The organism is Streptomyces populi (genome assembly GCF_002911015.1).
Lineage (GTDB): Bacteria > Actinomycetota > Actinomycetes > Streptomycetales > Streptomycetaceae > Streptomyces > Streptomyces populi.
This window is the reverse complement of record NZ_KZ626849.1, coordinates 1-18577: the sequence shown is the minus strand read 5'-3', so window position 1 is coordinate 18577 and position 18577 is coordinate 1. Positions and strand designations below refer to the sequence as shown.

The window sequence follows — 18577 nt, the reverse complement described above, 5'->3', positions numbered from 1 at the left end:
CCGCTCCGCCGGTACGGGCCGCTCCGCCGGTACGGGCCGCCCGGATCGTTCCGGCTGGCGCGGCCACCCCGAGTCCATCGATGCCGTAGACGCCGTAGATGCCGCAGAAGCCGCCGACGCGGTCGATGCCGTCGGCGACGTCGGGCGTGGTGGCGGGAGAGCCCGCCGGAGGCCGCCGAGGGGGCGTGCAGGCCGCGCGGGTCCCGCGAACGGCGAATACGGCCGCGAAGGTGTCGCCGTCACATCCCTCTCCCGTGCTGTCATCCGCCCTGCCGGCTGTCATTCTCCCACCGGTTGAAGACGAACACACGGGCCGGTCAGTTCGCTGTTCGCACCGTGATCTTTCCGTCGTCGGTGTGCGCGGAGACCCGGTGGGAGCTGGAACCGTCGCGAGGCACGTCCACGTGGACCGAGCCGTCCCCGCTGCCGGCTGTCACCCGGTAGACGGCCCGGGGCAGCACGATCGAGACGGAGCCGTCGCCGCTGCGGGAGTCCACCAGGTCCGGCACGGCGCCGAGTTCGAGCTGTACCGAGCCGTCGTCGGTACGGGCCCGGACGCTGCGTGCGTCCACGCCGACGGCCCGGATCGAGCCGTCTCCACTGCGCAGATCCAGCGCTCCCGAGGAGTCGCTGACCCGCACCGCGCCGTCCGCCGTACGAATGCTCAGCGCCTCCGTGAAGCCCTTCGCGCTCACCCGGCCGTCCCCGTCCTCGACCTTCACGGCCACCCCGCGCGGCACGACGATCCGGTGCCGGGCCGAGCAGTCGGCGACGACACCCGAGCACTTCATCCGCAGCACCAGCCGGTCGCCGTCCTCCATCGCCCAGGTGACCCTCGGGTCCCCGCCGAGGGCGACATGCCCCTGGAACCACCGGGTGACCTGGACCTCACCGGCCTTCGCGGAGTCCGACACCACCAGATCGAGCGCGGAGTCGTCCGAGTCGACGGTCAGGGTCCGCCCGTGCAGCCCGAAGGACCGCTGCTCGGGCTCCTTGTCGTCCCCGGCGGACGCGCCGCACGCGCTGGCACCGGCGACGAGCCCGAGCACGAGAGCGGTGAGGGCGACGGCGCGGGCGCGGGTGGTGCGCGCGGCGCCGTGCCCACGGCTCCGGCCGGTGCCGGTGCCGCGGGCGCGTATGCGTGTACGTGTACGTGTGCGGGTCATGATCGGTCTCCCCCTGGGACGGTCTGCGAGGACTTCGGCACTCGGCACTCGGGACCCGGAGACCCCGAAGCCCGGAACTCCGGGACGACATCGGAACCTCGGGCCTTCTGCACTCCGACCGGAGCCGGTCGGAGAAGCCTCTTCGACGGTAGGCAGCCACGGAGCCCGGCACGATCCGGGCCACTCCCGGACGGAAGGTGGGGATAACCCCCGAGCCACCGGCCCGAGCCCCTCCGCCTCCACCACCCGACCCGGCGGGGCCCTTCCGCCACCACCTGGCCCGACAGGGCCTTCCGCCTCCGTCCGGCCCGGCGGGGCTTTCCGGCCCGGCCCCCTCGTCGGCTCCGCCACCCGCTCGCCCGATACGGGTTTGCGGGGCATCCCCCCGGGCAATGTAGGCTGTCGACTCGTCCTGGGCGCGTAGCTCAGCGGTAGAGCGCCGCCCTTACAAGGCGGATGTCGGCGGTTCGAAACCGTCCGCGCCCACCAGGAAAAAGGCCCCCAGCCGATCATGGCTGGGGGCCTTTGACATCCCGATCTGACATCAGTGCCGTGGTTACTCGCGCTGTAGCCGCCGCGTGAGCAGCCGATCCATGTGACTGACGGCCTCGCGCTGCGTGTCCTGGACGACGTGCGCGTAGACGTTCATCGTGACGGCGATCTGGCTGTGCCCCAGGATCTCCATCACGACGCGGGGCGCCACACCGGCCGCGGTGAGCAGGGTCGCGCACCCGTGCCGGGCGTCGTGCAGCCGGATGACCCGAAGGCCCGCGTTCCCGGCGACCCGGGTGAAGGAGCGGTAGACGTTGCGCGGCTCGATGGGCCGCCCCGTACGCGTGGTGAACACGTAGTCACTGTCCTCCCAACGATCACCTGCCCGCTCGCGCATCGCGGCCTGGCGCATCCGCTGGTACCGCAGAGGGGCCACGCACATGGCCGGCAGCTGGAGCACCTGCCGCCGCCCCTTGGGATCGTCCTCGCACGCCACCCCTCCGGCCCGTTGCCGCTGCTTGCGGACCCTGATCTCGCGCTGCTCCAAGCTCGGTTCACCCTGAAGGGCCTTCCAGCGGGTCGGGGCGCGCGATCTATGGTCTCGTCTCGACTATGCCCAAGATCTCCAAAATCACCGCATCCCGGGTACAGGAGTTCGGTCCGGTGACCGACCGGCGCGAGGACATGGACGGTTACACGGTCGAGTTCGTATCTTTCGCCGCGGACACCGACCTCGATGGCCCGCTCAAAGCCCTGCCCGGGAGTCAGTGCCCCTGCCCTCACTGGGGCTACGTCTTTGCCGGACACGTGCGCTTCGTCTTCGACGACCACGAGGAGGTGTACGAGACCGGTGATGCGTTCTACACCCCGCCTGGCCACCGGCCCTACGTCGATGCCGGCACCGAACTCCTGCAATTCAGCCCGACCGAACAGCTCGCCGAACTTGAGCAAGCCATCGCGGAGTGGATGAGCCAGCAGCAAGGCGGCTGAGGAATTGGTGGGGGCGACCAGCACGGTGGAACGCCGAATCCAGGGATAGAACGGGTCTGCTGCACGATCGGGTGACATCTTGACCTGCACCAGACCCGGTCGACGGCGTACGGGATGGGAGCTGGGGCGGGTGGTGGGCTGAGGAACAGCTACGGCCTGGGGGCTAGATGTTCGCGTCGAGGAATGCTTGCAGTTGGGGCTTGTTGACGGCTCCGACCTTGGTGGCTGCGACCTGGCCGTCCTTGAACAGCAACAGGGTAGGGATGCCTCGGATCCCGTACTTCGGCGCCGTCTTCTCGTTGTCATCGATGTTGAGCTTGAACACGGTGAGCTTGTCCTCGTACTCCGAGGCGATGTCGTCCAGCAGTGGAGCGATCATCTTGCACGGCCCACACCAGGCAGCCCAGAAGTCGACCAACACTGGACCCTCAGCGTTCAGTACCTTTGCGTCAAAAGACGCGTCGCTCACCTGCTTGATCAGGGAGGACATCTGTCTCCTCGGTGCTTGAAGGCGCGCCCTCTCGTAACAGAAAGAGCTTGATCAATCACTCACGGTAACGCAACCTTCGACCCTTGTGCTTACTGGCGGGGGGTGATCGACCAGCACTTGCGCCAACCGCGTGGCGGTCCGCCGTGGACCCAAGTGGCATCGGTACCGCCGGCCAAGGAAGCAGGCGCGGAACGCCGCCACATGATCAAGGTCACGACGCATGCCACGGCCGTGCCAGAACGGGCGGGGAACAGCGGGGTGCGGCGGGTACTGGCGTGAGCCGGGAACGAGAACGGCCCCTGACCAAACTTACTGGTCAGGGGCCGATTCCCGTTAGGGCGGCGGCGCCAGGATTCGAACCTGGGAAGGCGAAGCCGGCAGATTTACAGACTGTGCGTGGGGCGCGGCCTGCCGACGCCGCCCCAGAGTTATCCCGGGGCCGTCTGCGGGCCGTCCGAGCGTGGCCGGCGTCGACGGATGACGGCGGTCGACAACAGTGCCGCCCCTGCTCAGAGGCGGCACAGCGGGCACTTGCGCAGGTGCCCGTCGGCGTAGGTGAGTCGAGGAACTCCAGGGCATCCAAAAGAGGGGGCGGATCCTGCCAGGTGGTGTCAGTCCGTCCGTCGGCGGGCGCGGCGGGTGCGGATCAGGGTGGCGGTGAGGAGCCCGGTCAGTGCCACGGCTGCCGTACCCGCGGCTACGACCCAAGCCGTCGTACCGGAGCCGTCGGCTGCACCGGAGCCGTCGGCTGCACCGGGGGTGATGGGAGCGGTGATGGGAGCGGTGTTGTTTCCGGGTTTGGCGTCGCCCCGCAGCGGCCTGGCCTGGGCGTCCACGACACGGATCCTGCCGCCGGTGAGCCTGGACGGGTCGTCGATCCGCAGCTCGAAGGGATAGGCGATGTGGAACCCGTCCCGGAGCAGGGCTACCTCGAAGTCGGAGGTGTACACATCGTATTCGCACGTATATGTCTTCACCGGCCTGCGGTCGGTGATCTTGCACTTCTCCGGGTCGCTCAGCACGGTCACGCCCTTGGGGAGCCGCACTTCGACATTGGCGAACGGATCGTCGTTCTCGATGCTGTGTTGGGCCCAGACGCTGGCGCCGTGGAAGTCCAGGGCCAGGTCGGCTGTGACCCTCTCGCCCTTCCTGCCCTTGAGCGCGGCGCCCGTCACCTCGAAATCCCACGGGTTGTCCATGGGCACGAACAGAACGCCGTGCGTGTCTTCGAACAGAGGGCTGTGCGTGCCGCCGGCCCGGCCGGCGGCGGGCGGCACGCTGCCGGTGCGCCGCGCGAGGGTCAGCTCCTCGCCCCGGCCCCGATGCCGGTCCCGCCACTTGCGGTTGGACCAGCCCCTCTGCTCGACCTCTCCCACGGTCATGTCCACGTCTCCTGAGCTGGCCAGACTGCCCGCCTTCAGGGGGATGGGTGCCAGGTCGACGGACTCGCCGGACTCGACCCGCGCCTCGATCAGGCACAGCGCCTGGCGGGAGCCCCGGAACTCCGGGGAGGACGGCTCCTCGGTGCCGTACTCGCAGTTGCTGTACTCCGTCGCGAACGAGATCCCCTCGGACACCTTCATGGAGACGGCGACCTGCCGCAGTGCCCGCTCGCCGTGATAGGTGAGCCCGCTCCGCACGCGGAACGTCGTCCCTCCGTGGATGAGCTTGCCACCGTCCTGTTCCAGACGGTCGAACGTCAGCCGGTCCTCGTCCTCCGCGCTCTCCGCCGGGAGGACGCGACTGCTGCCCGCGGGCACCAGCCCCGCATCCCCCCGCCCGGGCTGGTGCGTCCCCGGCACGCCCAGGAGCAGCCCTCCGCCCAGCACCGCAGCCGTCACCGCACATACCCGACCGAACCCGATCCGTCTGATCACGTGTCCCTTTCGAACGTGGCCCGGGCGGAGCGGGGCAGGCGCCGCGAACGTGCCGGCGAGCCCGGGCGCAAGGCCTTTGCCTGTGAGGACAAGTCCGGCGGGCCCAGGGTTGTGCCGGGCTTCATGGCGGATTCCGAGGGGCTGCCACGGCCTGGCCCGCGGCGCAGCGCGTCGGGCACCATCGCGGGCGTCCGCCCGCGGAAGGCCGGTCGAGGCCGATCTCCTTGGGGGCACGGGTCGGGAGGCTTCTGACATCCATGGCTGACATCGACGACGCCGGACGGGTGCGTACACCAGCGCCTCTGTCCGGCCGTCGCACCATCAGCCGACAACGGCCGGAGCGAACTTGGATCGAACTCCTAAAGCGGTGCTCCCCGAAGTCGGCGCCATGGGTTCACGACGCTGGAAGTGGGCGACTCCGCAACGCCCCTTCCAGCTCTGCTCGTATCGTGCACGCATGCGCAATGAGCGGCACGACGAGCCACTGTCCAAAACAGAGCTGGAGTTGTTTCTCCAGTATCTGCACCGGTTCGCCAACCACGACGTGGATCAGTTTGCCGACATGCAGGTGGGCGATCCCGAGTACCCCGTCTATGTGAGCTTCTCCAGGTCACCCGGGGAGGGATTCGACCCCGAGGTCTACCGGCGGCCGTAGCGAACCCTGGCCCTGTCGAATGCGTGTCGACGCCTGGCCGACAGGGCGCCACGGTGGGGGAGCGGTGCAGGTGAGAGGGGGTGATCCGTGCGACGCACCGAGCGCCTTCTAAGCCCTGGGCTACTCGGAACGTGCCACAGTCGTGCCACATCGGGCGGTCAACCACGGTTAATGACGGTTCGCCGCGGTCGAGATGCACGAGTGAGCTGGGCTGTTGCTAGAGCCCGTGTGACCTGGGCGCGAGAGGTAGCTCGTCCCTCCGCCCTTACAAAGCGGCGGTGTTCGGTAGCGGCCAGGGGCTGCCGTCGTCAGCCAGTTCATTGAATCTGGTGTTCGGATCTTGGCGCTGGTTCCTACAATCACCCCATGCCAGGACATGGGGGGAAGGCGAGGACGAGCGCGGGGCGCCCGTCGGGAAATGGGGCGTTCGACGAGACGAACTGGTGGTGGGTTCCGGCCGGCGTCGTAGTGGGGTTCGCTGTGAGCTGGGGCATCGCTGGGCTCATCGAAGGTGGCTGCAGGCGGGGGCCGCGCGGCGGCTGTGTGGCCGCAGACGGCTACGAGTTGTACACGTGGGCGCTTTTTCTTCTGGGTCTGCCAGCGATGGTGTTGGTGCTCGTAGGAGTGGCCACCAGCTCCTGGCCGCCCGCGCTGAGCCTTGCCGGCGGCGGTACGGTTGGTGGGCTCTACGCACTTGCTCAAGGTCTGACGGAACCGTACGTGACCAGTGCGGGCGTCTTTTTCGCGCTTGCCGTCGCGGCGCCCACTGCGACCTGGTGGCGCCGACGAACCCGCGATGGCGGACAGCAGTGATCACCGTTGAGGAAACCTCAGTAGCCTGAGGCAGGCAGTCCCTTCGGCGATCTTGGAGGCTCCGTGATCCATGCCGCCCTCACCGAACCGGACCGGCTGTGGTCGGCGCAGGAGGACTTGTTGCGCCCCAGTCCGGTGCCAGCCGCGGCAGGGATCTATGGCTGGCACTTCGAGCGGGCGTCCAGTAAGGAACTGAGAGCCCAAGCCCGACAGCGTGCACGCGAGTTGGACGTCAGCGCATAGACCGTCCATCTGCCTGACATCACCAGCTGACATCAACGACGGCGAACGATGGCACACGGCGATGGCTGGAGCCGGATGCGCGAGCGACCAGCGGGCCCGTTTCGGCAGGTGATGTCGAGCTGGGAGCGAACTTACAAGGCGGATGTCGGCGGTTCGAAACCGTCCGCGCCCACCAGTCTCAGGACACGAACAAGGCCCAGGTCAGCCGGTGTGCATCCGGTGATCTGGGCCTCTGTCGTTTCCGGCCGGTCGGGGCCGCCGTGCCACTCACGTGCCAGATGGACCGCGCGGAGGCCGCTTCACCTTCCTGATCTGGCCGTCGCCGGCCGGTCGCCGCCGCGCCGCCTCACCTGTCTTCGCCGCCGGCCGCACGGCGCCGCCCGTCCGTCGCCGCACGCAGCGGCCACATTCCAACACGGGCACGGGGCGAACGGTGATCCCCAACGGTGCAGGTCAAATACGTGTTGGGTCACCGAAAGAGGCCGGATCGTGGTGGCGGTGGCATGCGGGCCGACGCTGCCAGATGCGCCGGCGTTCGTACGGCCCGCTGATCCCGCACCAGGCCACCGGCCGGACGGCGACCGCGCCTATGCGAGGAGAAACCCCGCTATGGCTGGGGCGGTCGGCTCCATGGCTCTAGGCAGCCACCATGGGGCGAGCCTCGAAGATCATGGCCCCAGCGTCGTGCTTTAACGGGCAGGTCCACAGACTGCCCGACGCGCCGGAAGCTTACGGGGACATGACCGATCGCCCCATGGCAGCTCCCGCCCAAAGTCGTTCCACCGACCTTGGCGTTGCAGGCAGACGGCTGAATCATAAGGTTGGCGGCGCAGATCACCGCTGGCCAGTCTTGGAGCAGTGCATGTCCTCGTTGGATGAGTTGCAGGCCCTACTGGGGGCTCCTGCCCATCGGCAACCGAACCCGGCCGACTGGGACGAAGTCGAGCAGCACATAGGGTCCGCGCTGCCCAGCGACTACAAAAGGTTCCTGGACGCCTATGGCAGCGGGGTCATGTCCGGCGAGCTCGTTGTCTTCCACCCCACCGGATCGAGCCCGCTCCTAGCGCGCATGCGCAAGACGCACCAGACGTTCACCGAGCGCCGAGACAGGGCCCTGAGCCGCGGCGACTCCGGGCACATTCCGTACCCCTTTCACCCCGCACCTGGTGGGCTGATCTCCTGGGGATACGACTACAGCGGCGACGAGCACTTCTTCCTGCCCTGCGACCCGGACCCAGATCGCTGGAAGGTCGTCACGATGGTCCACGAGGAGGGCTGCGAGACCTTCGATGGTCCGTTCTCAAGCTTCGCCCTCACGTTCGCACGGCAGCTGCTTGACGTAGACCGCTACCACGGCATCGAACCGGAAGACCTTGAGTTCCTGGAACCTGAAGACCTGGAGGAATTGGTCGCCAACGGTGAGATCGGCCCCGTACGGCCGACCTTCAAGCCGTTCTGATGTGGCGCTGCGGGGCTCCTGTCACCTGACACCAATTAGCTGACACCAACAGGCCCGGACAGCAGCGATCGGCGTTGAACCTCAGCGGGTTGAACCACGGCCCGATGTAAGTCGGCTGCGGGTACGCCTGCGCGGGTACCTCCTCGCCGCTCCGGTCTCCGCCGGCTGGGCGTTCATAGGCCACCGGTGGATGTCCGAGCCGTGGTCGGCGGCCATAGGGCTCCTGCTCTTCATGCTTGCGACATGCGTGCTCTACGGCGAGATCCGCGCCCGGCGACTCCGCCGCCGCGTCATCCACCGTATGCCCGATTGAGCGGAAGACATCGGGCAGTAACAGTGGGACCTGGGGAACGCCCGCTCTTCCGCCCTGATCAGCCGCGGGAACCGCGCCTCGCCCGGCAGAGGCCCGAAGCTGTACAGCACATAAGTACAGCAGCCACAGCAACCGACTACGGCCAACAGCCACTCTGAGAGACCAGGCCGCGACCTCTATGACCCGCCTTCGGCCGATCCCTGTCGAGCTACGGATCAGAAGGTCGTGTGCCGCGGCCGTGCCACATCGTGCGGTCAACCACGGTCAACGACCGTTCACCACAGTCGAGATGCGCCGTTCACCTGGTCTGTCGCTACAGCCGGAGCGACCTGGGGAACTTCTCTCACGACCACGACCGCCCTTACAAAACTACGGTCCGTCCCCCTCCGGTGCAGTCATGTTCGGGTCGGTGACCAGAGAGGTGTTCGCGGGAGCTGCTTCAGATGATTCGGGCGTTTTGGCCTCAAGGCTAGGGCGTTGTTTCTACGCTGATTCCTTTCAGAGCCGTGTGGATCGGGGATCAAATGGATGCTGAGATCGTGCAGTTGGTCGGGCAGGCGGGGCCGGCCGCGACGGCGGCGGTGACGGCATACGGTGTGGCGGTGTTGACCCGCGTGCAAAATGCTGCGGCCGACGCCACGGTCGGTCTCGGGCAACAGATCCTTCAACTGCTCTGGCGCCGCCGGGACGAAGCGGGTCGGGCGGAGCTGGAACGCGTGGTGGGCGAGGCCGCCGACGAGCAGGACGAGGCGTACTCCACGGCTGTGCTGAGCCGACTCCTCAGGCACGCGTTGCGGGACGATCCCGTGCTCCGGGAGGAGCTGGCCTCCCTGCTGCCTGCTCCCGCGCCGGGCACGGTCAATGTCACGGCGTCGGGTGAGCGGTCGATCGCCGCTCAGCACATCGGTACCGCGATCACGGGTGACGGTCACGCCGCGCCACGGCCGTGAACGGCGACGAAGACACGTCTTGGTCGGGGATCGAGGCGGTCGGACCGCGGTCGATCGCCGCCGGGCAGATCGGCAATGCCTACACCGGTGATGTGCTGCCGGCCGAGGCACTGCACGCTCCAGGCAGGGTCACTGCGGCACCGGGTACCTCCAATCTGCCTCCGGCCGCCTTCTGCCTGGGGCGGGAGGACGAACTGGACTGGCTACGGCGCATCCTGACCAGCAGGCACGAGAGTGCGATCACGCAGAGCGGGACGCTGCACGGTCTGGGCGGGATCGGCAAGACGACGCTCGCCCTGCACTACGCCCACCGCCACCGCGGCGACTACGCCCTGATCTGGTGGATCAACGCCTCGTCCCCCGACGAGATCGAGACCTCCCTCACCAATCTCACCCGCACCCTGGTACCCGACTGGTCCGCCACCACAGACCGGCAGGCGCAGTTGGCGTGGGCGATGCAGTGGCTTGCCTGGCATCCGGGCTGGCTGCTGGTCTACGACAACGTGGAGAACCCCGATGACCTCACCCCCTACGCCGGTGCACTCCACCAAGGTCATCACCTCGCCACCAGCCGCCGCGCCACTGGCTGGCCCGACGGCGCCCCCACCCTGACCCTGGGCAACCTCGACCCCGACGACGCCACCAGCCTGCTGTGCCGGCTCGTGTTCAAGGGGACGGCTCCCACCCCCCGCCAGCAGGCAGAAGCCCGCTCTCTTGCCGCCGAGCTGGGGTACTTCCCTCTGGCGATCAAGCAGGCCGGCGCCTACTTGGCCCAGAACCGCGCCATCAGCCCGGACTCCTACCGCCGCCGCCTGGACACCAAACTCGCCAAGACCGCCCACGGCACCGATACCGAACGCACCCTCACTCGCATCTGGAACGTCACCCTCCACACCTTGGAGAAGGTTGATCCAAGGGCTGTCGAGGTGCTGTATACCGCCGCCTGGCTGGCCCCCGACGACATCCCGCACAGCCTGCTCACGCCGCCCGGCACCGATCCGGACGACATCGCTGAAGCCGTCGGAATCCTTGCCGCCTACAGCATGGTCACTGACACCGGTACCACTTTGAGTATCCACCGCCTAGTCCAGACCGTCCTGCGTAGCACTCAGAACGCCGACGACACTCAGTTGCCCTGTCGCTTGCAGGGACGCGACCGCGCTGAACAAGCGGTCCTCCGCAGCCTGACCCCCCTCCCCGCCCAAGACGCCTCTGCCGAAGAGCAGTGGGACGCGCTGACGCCTCATCTCGTTGCTCTGGCGGGCACCAGGCAGGCTGAACACGACGACAGCCCATTGACCAGCCTGTACGAGATCGCTGGCCATCGGCTTCACCAGCAAGGCCACACGGCGCGCGCTATCCCCTTACGCGAAGCCACCCTCGCCCAGTACGAGCTGGCCCTGGGCGACACCCACCCCAACACCCTCGACAGCCGCAACAACCTCGCCAGCTCCTACAGTGCGGCGGGAGACCTGGGCCGCGCCATCCCCCTGTACGAGGCCACCCTCGCCCAGTACGAGCTGGCCCTGGGCGACACCCACCCCAACACCCTCAACGGCCGCAACAACCTCGCCAGCTCCTACTACGCAGCGGGCGATCTACGGCGCGCCATCCCCTTGTACGAGGCCACCCTCGCCCAGTACGAGCAGACCCTGGGCGACACCCACCCCAGCACCCTACGGTGCCGTAACAACCTCGCCAGTTCCTACGAATCCGCGGGGGACCTGGGCCGTGCCATCCCCCTGTACGAGGCCACTCTCGCTCAACGCGAGCAGACCCTGGGCGACACCCACCCCGACACTTTGCAAAGCCGCAGTAACCTCGCCTACGCCTACAAGGCAGCGGGCGACCTGGACCGTGCCATCCCCCTGCACGAGGCCACTCTCGCTCAACGCGAGCAGACCCTGGGCGACACCCACCCCGACACCCTGACCAGCCGCAACAACCTCGCCAGCTCATACAGTGCGGCGGGGGACCTGGACCGTGCCATCCCTCTGTATGAGGCCACTCTCGCTCAACGCGAGCAGACCCTGGGCGACACCCACCCCGACACTCTCAACAGTCGCAACAACCTCGCCATCGCGTATCACGCGGCAGGCCATCTGCGGCAAGCTATCCCACTACTGGAAGCCACCCTCGCCCAGTACGAGCAGGTTCTGGGTGACACCCATCCGGACACTCTCAACGGCCGCATCAACGTCGCCGGTGCCTACACAGCGGCAGGGAATTGTGACCGTGCCATCCCTCTGCTGGAGGCCACGCTCGCCCAGTGCGAGCAGGTCCTGGGCGACACCCACCCCCACACCCTCAGCGGCCGCATCAACCTCGCCGGCGCCTGCAAGGCAGCGGGGGACCTGGGTCGCGCCATCCCCCTGTACGAGGCCACCCTCACCCAGTACGAGCAGACCCTGGGCGACACCCACCCCGACACCCTGACCAACCGCAACAACCTCGCCCACGCCTACAAGGCAGCAGGCGATCTGGGCCGCGCCATCCCCCTGTATGAGGCCACCCTCACCCAGTACGAGCAGACCCTGGGCGACACCCACCCCGACACCCTGACCAACCGCAACAACCTCGCCCACGCCTACAAGGCAGCAGGCGATCTGCAGCGTGCTCTCCCGCTCTACGAGGCCACCCGGGCTCAGTACGAGCAGGTCCTGGGCGACACCCACCCCCACACCTTGCAATGCCGCAACAACCTCGCCGGCGCCTACTACGCGACGGGCGATCTGCGGCGAGCTGTCTCACTACTGGAAGCCACCCTCGCCCAGTGCGAGCAAGTCCTGGGTGACACCCACCCCCACACCCTCAACAGCCGCATCAACCTCGCCGTCGTGTATCACGCGGCGGGCCATCTGCGGCGAGCTGTCTCACTACTGGAAGCCACCCTCGCCCAGTGCGAGCAAGTCCTGGGCGACACCCACCCCCACACGGTGCAATGCCGCAACAACCTCGCCAGAGCCCGTCAATAAGCAGAAGCGGTACAGCACGGAGGTACAGCAACCTAGGTGATCGAGGTTGTACCTCGCCGGCCACACACGGCTGATTGCAGTCCGAGAACCACCGGTGGCCCACCAGCCGATAGTTCGGGACGAAGAGGTCGCGCCAGAACCGTGCCAGGTCGTACGGGGAACCACGGGGAATGGCGGGGACCAGGTCGTCGGCCCGTCGGCTGCCGTAGCCGCTCCGCCGCAGGTCAACCCAGCAACCGACCGGAAAGAACCAAGCTTCCCAAGCTGGGAGCGTGAGTTCGATTCTCGTCACCCATCTCGCGCAGAGACCGAGACCAGAGACCCGCAATTTCCTGGAAGGCTCCCTCAAGGGCGGGTGATCGGCTTGTCGAGCGGCACGAGGTTGCTGGCGCTGAGCAGATCCCCGCTGACCGCAGAGCGGACCGTTCTGCGTAGCTCTCCGATACCCGGGTCGGAGACGGACACGGTCAGGGTGTAGGCCGGCTGCCCTGTGATCGTGTTCCTGGAGTCGATCGGCGCCAGAAGTCCCTTCATGACACTGGCGCCCTGGTAGCCGGGGCACAAGGCCTGTACCGGCAGGGAGACCTCAGCGCTTCCACCGCCAACCGCGTCAATGCGCATCGCGTTGTCGCGGTTGGCGGTCGTGGGATGGTTCCAGGTGACCGGCAGCCCGTGCGCGCCGCCTACCAGCCCGTGCGGACCCTCGATCTCCACCGCGACTCCGTCCGTCCCTAGCGTCCGGGACAGGACCAGCGACTGCTTCCCGCGGGGTGCGAAGAGAAGCTGGATGGTGAAGTGGCCCGGGCTGTCGGACATCTGCTGGTATCCGTAGGCGCCGAGGGCGAGCTGCGGACCGACCTGCGGGGTGTCGGGGGACGGCGGCGAGGAGGCGTCTGCAGGCAGCGCGAAGTGGTGGAAGCCCTTGACTCCACACTCGTTGCCGTCGGAGAACCCGCCTCCACTCAGTGCCGTGGCACTCATGGAGCCCGATGAAGCGGGCTCCGCCGACACGAACAGCTTCTGCTGGTAGGCCAAGCAGAGGAGGACAACTGCAGCGACCACCGACAGAACTGCGCCCCGCACCCTGTGATTCATTGGCCCCCCTCCGGGACAGCGGGAGACTACTGGATCTCATCGACCGCGCAGGAAGCGGGGGACGAGGCCAGCCTTGCAGGTAGTTGTGGTGCCGCCGTCGGTCGAGTTCGCCAGGGCTGGGCCGTCCCTGGGCCGTCCGAGGGGCGCCGAGGGCGACCGACGGCGACCGACAGTGACAGGTGGGCCACCGAGAACGGCAGTGGAACCCCAGGTCACAGCCCCTCGGCGGAACACGTTTCCCCGGGGGCTGGCCGTCAGGCAAGATGGGGCGCTTCTTTCCGCCGGTCAGCAGCGCTGCCCGGCACGTCCTGGGGGGACCTTCGTGATCATCGCAGTCTCGGGCGGGCATGACGCGGTCTACCAGTTCCAGACGAGCCTGCTCACGCTGATCTTTGGCATGGCGCTCATCAGTGTCGGTCGGACTCTGCGGCGAACGGGACGGCTACCCGCGTATCTCGACTTCCGGCACAAGGCGTTGGGCTCGCTGGTGCCACAAGAGGGCAAGAGGGCCGGCGTTGGGAAGCTCGGTGCATGCGTCATCGCCATGGGCGGGTTCTTCCTCTTCGGTACCGCATGCCTCCTGCTCGGCGCGCTGGGCGTGCTCGGTCCCTGAAGGCAGGCCCTTCAGGAGCCCACGCCGGTCTGGTAAGCGGCACAACAAGCCAAGGTGGAGCGCTCGCCCAAGTAGCTTCGGGACGAAGCGGTCCCCATGCCACAGCCGTGCCACATCGTGCGGTCGGCCACGGTCCGCCACAGTCGAGATGCGCGGTTCACCCGGGCCGCGGCTACAGCAGGAGCGACCTGGGGAACTCCGCGCTGACCACGTCCGCCCTTGCAACGCAGTCATCCACCGATCGAGCGATTGTGGGCACACCGCCGGCCTTGTAAGTTCCGCTTACAGATCGGTTCGGCTCAGAGGGGGCGGGCGGGATGCCGGGATACGGTCGCGCGGACAGCGAGTGGGACTCGCTGGTCGGCGCGGGGCGAGAGTTCCTTGTTGAGCGAGCGAAGCTCGGCAAGGTCACCTCGTACACCGAGCTCAACGTCACCTTGGCCAGACGAACAGGCTGCAGGGCCTTCGACTTCGAGCGTGCAGACGAGCGGGCCGCCATGGGCCACTTGCTGGGGCTGATCGTGGAGCGAGATCAAGCGGACTCCCCCTCCGCCCCTCCCCTCATGCTCTCGGCCCTGGTGAACTATTTGGACGCCAACGATGCTGGACCGGGCTTCTATCAGTTGGCCAAGGAGCTCCAGCTTCTGCCCATGAGCGCATCGAAGGACGAAAAGTTCAGCTTCTGGATCCAGCAGATGAATCGGCTCTACGAACGTCACGGGGCTCGCCCGGCTGTGACGTGACACGGGGCGGCGAGAGCCCCGCTGACATCCAAGACCGACATCAACGGCTGTGAACAGGCCCAGTTGCCGGCAGACGCGCACAGTCCCAGCGCACGCGTCGAGGCCCACGGCGCCAGAGCTTGGAGCGAACCTACAAGGCGGATGCCGGCGGTTCGAAATGCGCCGCATCAGCTCACGGGTGGTGGCGCTGCCGTTCGCTGGGACGGCAGGGTCCGCGTCGTCCGTCGGGCGGACAGCGCGCCCGGGAGCTGCCCGGCGGAGTCCTGGAGCCGGACGAGGAACCGCAGACAGGCGTAGCGCGCGAGGTCCTCGAAGAGACCGGTATCGAGGTCGCCGTCGGACAACTCGGCGGCGTCTGCAAGAACATGAAGCCGGGAGCCGTGGCCCTGGTCGTCCACTGAGCTTCCGCCGACTTGAAGCCGCAGCTCAAGGGCTTGTGTAACCGGTTCCCCGGGTGCTCGTGGCGGTCGTGGGCGGCTGTCTGAGGAATGGATCGTCTGCCTGTTCTCTTCGGCCCTCCGGACCGGTGCCCGAAGGCGTCCGGAATCTCGGCGGCTTCTTCCCGGACTTCGACGCCGGTCGCGGAGAAGTCTCAGCGGCCCAGACCGGACAGCCCGTCACCCAGGACGCTTGCGCCCAGGAGAAGCAGTACGAGCACCGTGATCACAGTGCTGTTGGTGACCATGAACTGCCTGACGCCGTCCAGGAACGTTGCGGCGCGCTGCCCTCCGGCGAGATGCATGCCGACGGCTCCCAGCACGGTGCAGGAGGCGATGAGTACGAATACGGCGACCGCCACGGCGAGGCCGACGTCGTGGGCGCCCGCCTCGACGATCGAGGCTGTGGCCGACGCCGTCAGGACGAGGTTCTTGGGGTTGGCGCCCGACAGCAATGCACCGAGGAGCAACGCCCTTCCGGCCGTGGCGTCGTCGAGCGACGCCATCCAGCGTGGTGGCTCTGCCTGCTCACCGGCGCGCGGGCGCTGCCACCACTTACGTACCCCCAGGACGATGAGAGCTCCTCCAGCCAGTACCCGTCCCCAGTCCGCGATCGCCGACGATGTGCTCTCGGGGTCGTCGGCCCCGCCGAAGAGCACCGCGACGAGCGTCGCCGTGACCGTCAGGCCGGTGATCCACCCGACCGCGAACAGCAGACCGTTACGGCGACCCCGCGCGCCGGACAGGATCAGGACGATTCCAATCAGAGGGAAGGGGCTGAGCGCGACCGCCAACGCCGCCGGCAGCATGGCCCCTACCGCCTGGATGAGCACCCGATCCCCTTTCCCTCCGGTCCGAGCACGGATCAACGCACCCCTTCAGCGGCCACACCGGACTGCCGCACGAGCGACGCAGCCTCCGTGGACCGCTGCGGCCCGCTGCTTTTCACGGCTCCTGATGCTGCCCGAGCCGGAGTCCTGGCACCTTCCGGACTCGCCGACATCACGCGTCTGCGGAACGACCCGCTTCACGAGCCCCCGTCGACCGGGCCTGTCGCAGTTGCTGCCGAAGCCACCCGGAGGGAAGCGAACACAGTCGTCCGTCCGGCAGGACGCTCCACCTGGACGCCGGGAAACACGCCCGCTCCACGGTGTGCAGGTCGACGGCGGACGGAAGGGGAGCCGGGGCGGATGGTCGGCGGAGACCGGCAGGCCGGTGACCTGTAGCAGCTCCGGTCCAGGCCCTCCACCGAACTCGATCCGCACACTGCGGGCTACATTCACCAGATGGACATCAAGGAGCAGGTGAGCTGCGCGTTCTGTATGGAAACCACCGACGTCGGCCTCTCCGGCGACGGCGTCACACTGGAGATCACGCGGGCGGGAGAACAGAGCACGCAGTTCGTCTGGGCCCACCTGAGCTGCCTGGACGAGCGACTTCACAAGCAAGTCACCCGAGGCCCATGGCTCGACGACTAGAAGCACGCCCCTCCCGTGCCCGATCGAGCAGGGAAGCCCGGGGAACACCGGCCGATCACGGCACACGGACACGGAAGCGGCCCCCGTGCGAGTTGCTTCGGGACGAAGAGGCCGCCAGGTCAAGGCGCCGCGCAGCACCAGCGACGCCCCGGCCTGTCCCGAGTGCGGCCGGTCCATGAGGTCTGGCGGCCTCGTACTCCTCGAGCGACAGGACGACGGCCGGCGGACCTGTCGGCCGCTGTGACGATGTGCCAGGCGGCACGTCCGGCGGAACTGGGCGGATCGGCCGGGCGAGCCCTTGGGCGAGGTCGGTGCGCGCGGTGATTCCGCGGCGGAGGCGGGTGGTGAAGCGCTGTCGGAGGCCGCCCGTATGGTTCTCGAAGAGGACGGTGTCCACGTAGGCGCAGGGGCGGGGCCGAGCACCGGATCGTCGGTGGAGTGCGAAGGCTCCGGCCGCGTACGCAGCCGGAACCCAGGGACGGGACGCGATGATCGGGATCGAATTCCGGAGTGACGACATACCGGAGGCGGACAGGTTCGACTTCTGGCGGGAGATGGTCAGCCGGACGCGGTCGCCCTGTGACATCACGAGCACCCACATCACCGACTTCTGGGCGCGCCACCGCCTGATGGAGCTGGGGCCCGTGACCGTGTGGCCGACCTCGTTCAGGCCCGCGCGCTACCGGCGAAGCCCCAGGCTCGTACGCCAGTCCGACCCCGAGCTGTACCACCTGACGCTGCTGCTCGACGGGCGGATGGCGCTCGACCACGTGGGACGGACCGATGTGTTCGGGCCCGGTGACCTGCACATCGCCGACAGCTCCCAGCCGTACGACCTCAGGCCGGTGGACCAGGAGGACCCCGGTGCGGTCCGGGGCATCGGCGTGGACCTGCCGAAGAGCCTGCTGCCCCTGCCGGCGCACCGGGTCCGGGAGCTGCTGGGCCGGGCCCTGCCGGGGAGCGTGGGAACCGCTGTCCTCCTCACGGAGTTCCTGCTCGGGGTGGAGCGCCAGGCCGACCTGCTGGAGCCCCGCGACGCGCCCCGGCTGGGAACGGCCACGATCGACCTGGTGTCGGCCTGGCTGGCCCACCTCCTGGACTCCGAGGCCGCCCTGCCGCCGGAGAGCCGTCAGCAGGTCATGGCCCGGCGTGTCCATGCGTTCATCCGGCGGAACCTCCACGACCCGGAGCTGACACCCCCCGCGATAGCCGGCGCCCACCACATCTCGCTGAGCTACCTGCACCGGATCTTCCCTCCGCACAACGACGGCGAGACCGTCGCGGCCTGCATCCGGCGTCTGCGGCTGGAAGGGGCCCGCCGCGACCTGGCCGACCCCGCGCACCGGACCACGGCCATCCACACGGTCGCCGCCCGCTGGGGCATCCCCCGCGCCTCCGACCTCACCCGCTCCTTCCGCGCCGCCTACGGCCTCTCACCCAGGGAGTACCGGCTCCAGGCCCTGACCGGTGCGCGGAACGAGGGAGCTGTGGACGCAGCGCCAACCATCCGTGGAGGCAGTGCCAACACGGGGTGAGGGCGCTGCGGCAGTCTCGACGGGTCGACACCGCACCCGCAGAGAAAGCCCGATGAAGAAGAGACCGAGGAACCGCGCCCTCACCTCCCTGTCCGCCGCGACCCCGGCCGGCGCGAGCTCCCCCGCCCTCGGACCGGCCGACGCGGCGGCGGCCGCCCGGACCGTGGAACAGCGGCGATCCCTCCGAAGGCGCCACCGTCCGCATCCGGCTCCGCGCCGTCAAGGGCGAGGCCTTCTCGTGCGCTTCGCCCGC

At 68.2% G+C, this 18577-nt stretch carries 15 protein-coding genes, 2 tRNA genes and 1 pseudogene; 11 read left to right on the top strand and 7 right to left on the bottom strand.

All coding sequences use genetic code 11. From position 1 onward, the window contains the following. Window positions 1-317 precede the first annotated feature (317 nt). Window positions 318-1166, bottom strand: coding sequence for a DUF4097 family beta strand repeat-containing protein (locus CW362_RS07925; RefSeq protein WP_103548650.1), 849 nt, complete (start codon window positions 1164-1166; stop codon window positions 318-320). A 414-nt stretch (window positions 1167-1580) separates the two neighbouring features. On the opposite strand from CW362_RS07925, the gene CW362_RS07915 reads away from it, so the two are divergent. Then, window positions 1581-1655: transfer RNA gene (locus tag CW362_RS07915), tRNA-Val, on the top strand. A gap of 67 nt (window positions 1656-1722) precedes the next feature. Here the strand turns inward: CW362_RS07915 and CW362_RS07910 are convergent. Then, window positions 1723-2205 (bottom strand): annotated as a pseudogene (locus CW362_RS07910) (tyrosine-type recombinase/integrase); the annotation flags it as partial. Window positions 2206-2270: 65 nt separating this feature from the next. On the opposite strand from CW362_RS07910, the gene CW362_RS07905 reads away from it, so the two are divergent. Then, window positions 2271-2648 (top strand): cupin domain-containing protein, encoded by a 378-nt coding sequence (locus tag CW362_RS07905; RefSeq protein WP_103548649.1) that lies wholly within the window; start codon window positions 2271-2273, stop codon window positions 2646-2648. 163 nt (window positions 2649-2811) lie between these two features. Here CW362_RS07905 and trxA read toward each other — a convergent pair whose 3' ends face one another. The 3 genes from trxA to CW362_RS07895 form a co-directional block, all read right to left on the bottom strand. Next, window positions 2812-3138, bottom strand: coding sequence for a thioredoxin TrxA (gene trxA / locus CW362_RS07900; protein WP_103548648.1), 327 nt, complete (start codon window positions 3136-3138; stop codon window positions 2812-2814). A gap of 339 nt (window positions 3139-3477) precedes the next feature. After that, window positions 3478-3560 (bottom strand) — tRNA-Tyr (locus tag CW362_RS43205). Window positions 3561-3749: 189 nt separating this feature from the next. Further along, entirely contained in the window at window positions 3750-4979 is a 1230-nt protein-coding gene (locus CW362_RS07895) for a hypothetical protein (protein WP_162683996.1), read from the bottom strand. Between the two features lie 493 nt (window positions 4980-5472). Between CW362_RS07895 and CW362_RS07890 the strand changes: the two genes are divergently transcribed. The 4 genes from CW362_RS07890 to CW362_RS07870 all read left to right on the top strand — a co-directional run bounded on the left by CW362_RS07890 (window position 5473) and on the right by CW362_RS07870 (window position 12423). Next, on the top strand, window positions 5473-5670 hold the full coding sequence (locus CW362_RS07890) for a hypothetical protein (RefSeq protein ID WP_103548646.1): 198 nt from the start codon (window positions 5473-5475) through the stop codon (window positions 5668-5670). Window positions 5671-7588: 1918 nt separating this feature from the next. After that, the gene (locus CW362_RS07880) at window positions 7589-8185 is read left to right on the top strand and encodes an SMI1/KNR4 family protein (protein WP_103548644.1); all 597 of its coding nucleotides are present in this window, start codon (window positions 7589-7591) and stop codon (window positions 8183-8185) included. Between the two features lie 837 nt (window positions 8186-9022). Continuing rightward, complete coding sequence (locus tag CW362_RS07875; protein ID WP_103548643.1) at window positions 9023-9448, top strand: hypothetical protein; 426 nt, start codon at window positions 9023-9025, stop codon at window positions 9446-9448. Further along, the gene (locus CW362_RS07870; protein WP_103548642.1) at window positions 9445-12423 is read left to right on the top strand and encodes a tetratricopeptide repeat protein; all 2979 of its coding nucleotides are present in this window, start codon (window positions 9445-9447) and stop codon (window positions 12421-12423) included. The genes CW362_RS07875 and CW362_RS07870 overlap by 4 nt, the downstream gene beginning before the upstream one ends. Window positions 12424-12768: 345 nt before the next feature. Here CW362_RS07870 and CW362_RS07865 read toward each other — a convergent pair whose 3' ends face one another. Then, the gene (locus CW362_RS07865) at window positions 12769-13404 is read right to left on the bottom strand and encodes a hypothetical protein (protein WP_240657715.1); all 636 of its coding nucleotides are present in this window, start codon (window positions 13402-13404) and stop codon (window positions 12769-12771) included. Between the two features lie 436 nt (window positions 13405-13840). Here CW362_RS07865 and CW362_RS07860 point away from each other — a divergent pair, with 436 nt between their 5' ends. The 3 genes from CW362_RS07860 to CW362_RS07850 all read left to right on the top strand — a co-directional run bounded on the left by CW362_RS07860 (window position 13841) and on the right by CW362_RS07850 (window position 15275). Continuing rightward, window positions 13841-14131 carry a hypothetical protein gene (locus tag CW362_RS07860; RefSeq protein ID WP_103548640.1) on the top strand — a complete coding sequence of 97 codons (291 nt, stop codon included), beginning with the start codon at window positions 13841-13843 and terminating at the stop codon, window positions 14129-14131. 317 nt (window positions 14132-14448) lie between these two features. Beyond that, a complete protein-coding gene (locus CW362_RS07855) occupies window positions 14449-14874 on the top strand; it encodes a hypothetical protein (protein WP_206300892.1) in 426 nt (141 codons plus the stop codon). Between the two features lie 119 nt (window positions 14875-14993). Then, a complete protein-coding gene (locus CW362_RS07850) occupies window positions 14994-15275 on the top strand; it encodes an NUDIX hydrolase (protein WP_420856863.1) in 282 nt (93 codons plus the stop codon). 191 nt (window positions 15276-15466) lie between these two features. Here the strand turns inward: CW362_RS07850 and CW362_RS07845 are convergent, their stop codons facing one another. After that, complete coding sequence (locus tag CW362_RS07845) at window positions 15467-16144, bottom strand: GAP family protein (protein WP_103548639.1); 678 nt, start codon at window positions 16142-16144, stop codon at window positions 15467-15469. A gap of 453 nt (window positions 16145-16597) precedes the next feature. Here CW362_RS07845 and CW362_RS07840 point away from each other — a divergent pair, with 453 nt between their 5' ends. After that, entirely contained in the window at window positions 16598-16789 is a 192-nt protein-coding gene (locus tag CW362_RS07840) for a hypothetical protein (RefSeq protein ID WP_103548638.1), read from the top strand. A gap of 488 nt (window positions 16790-17277) precedes the next feature. Continuing rightward, a complete protein-coding gene (locus CW362_RS07835; RefSeq protein WP_103548637.1) occupies window positions 17278-18324 on the top strand; it encodes an AraC-like ligand-binding domain-containing protein in 1047 nt (348 codons plus the stop codon). Window positions 18325-18577: the final 253 nt, after the last annotated feature.

What these genes read in the sequence shown, in the direction of transcription:
- CW362_RS07880 (WP_103548644.1), top strand. Translation starts at nt 7,589, where the DNA reads ATGTCCTCGTTGGATGAGTTGCAGGCCCTACTGGGGGCTCCTGCCCAT.
- trxA (WP_103548648.1), bottom strand. Translation starts at nt 3,138, where the DNA reads ATGTCCTCCCTGATCAAGCAGGTGAGCGACGCGTCTTTTGACGCAAAG.
- CW362_RS07905 (WP_103548649.1), top strand. Translation starts at nt 2,271, where the DNA reads ATGCCCAAGATCTCCAAAATCACCGCATCCCGGGTACAGGAGTTCGGT.
- CW362_RS07890 (WP_103548646.1), top strand. Translation starts at nt 5,473, where the DNA reads ATGCGCAATGAGCGGCACGACGAGCCACTGTCCAAAACAGAGCTGGAG.
- CW362_RS07840 (WP_103548638.1), top strand. Translation starts at nt 16,598, where the DNA reads ATGGACATCAAGGAGCAGGTGAGCTGCGCGTTCTGTATGGAAACCACC.
- CW362_RS07925 (WP_103548650.1), bottom strand. Translation starts at nt 1,166, where the DNA reads ATGACCCGCACACGTACACGTACACGCATACGCGCCCGCGGCACCGGC.
- CW362_RS07855 (WP_206300892.1), top strand. Translation starts at nt 14,449, where the DNA reads ATGCCGGGATACGGTCGCGCGGACAGCGAGTGGGACTCGCTGGTCGGC.
- CW362_RS07865 (WP_240657715.1), bottom strand. Translation starts at nt 13,404, where the DNA reads ATGAGTGCCACGGCACTGAGTGGAGGCGGGTTCTCCGACGGCAACGAG.
- CW362_RS07875 (WP_103548643.1), top strand. Translation starts at nt 9,023, where the DNA reads ATGGATGCTGAGATCGTGCAGTTGGTCGGGCAGGCGGGGCCGGCCGCG.
- CW362_RS07835 (WP_103548637.1), top strand. Translation starts at nt 17,278, where the DNA reads ATGATCGGGATCGAATTCCGGAGTGACGACATACCGGAGGCGGACAGG.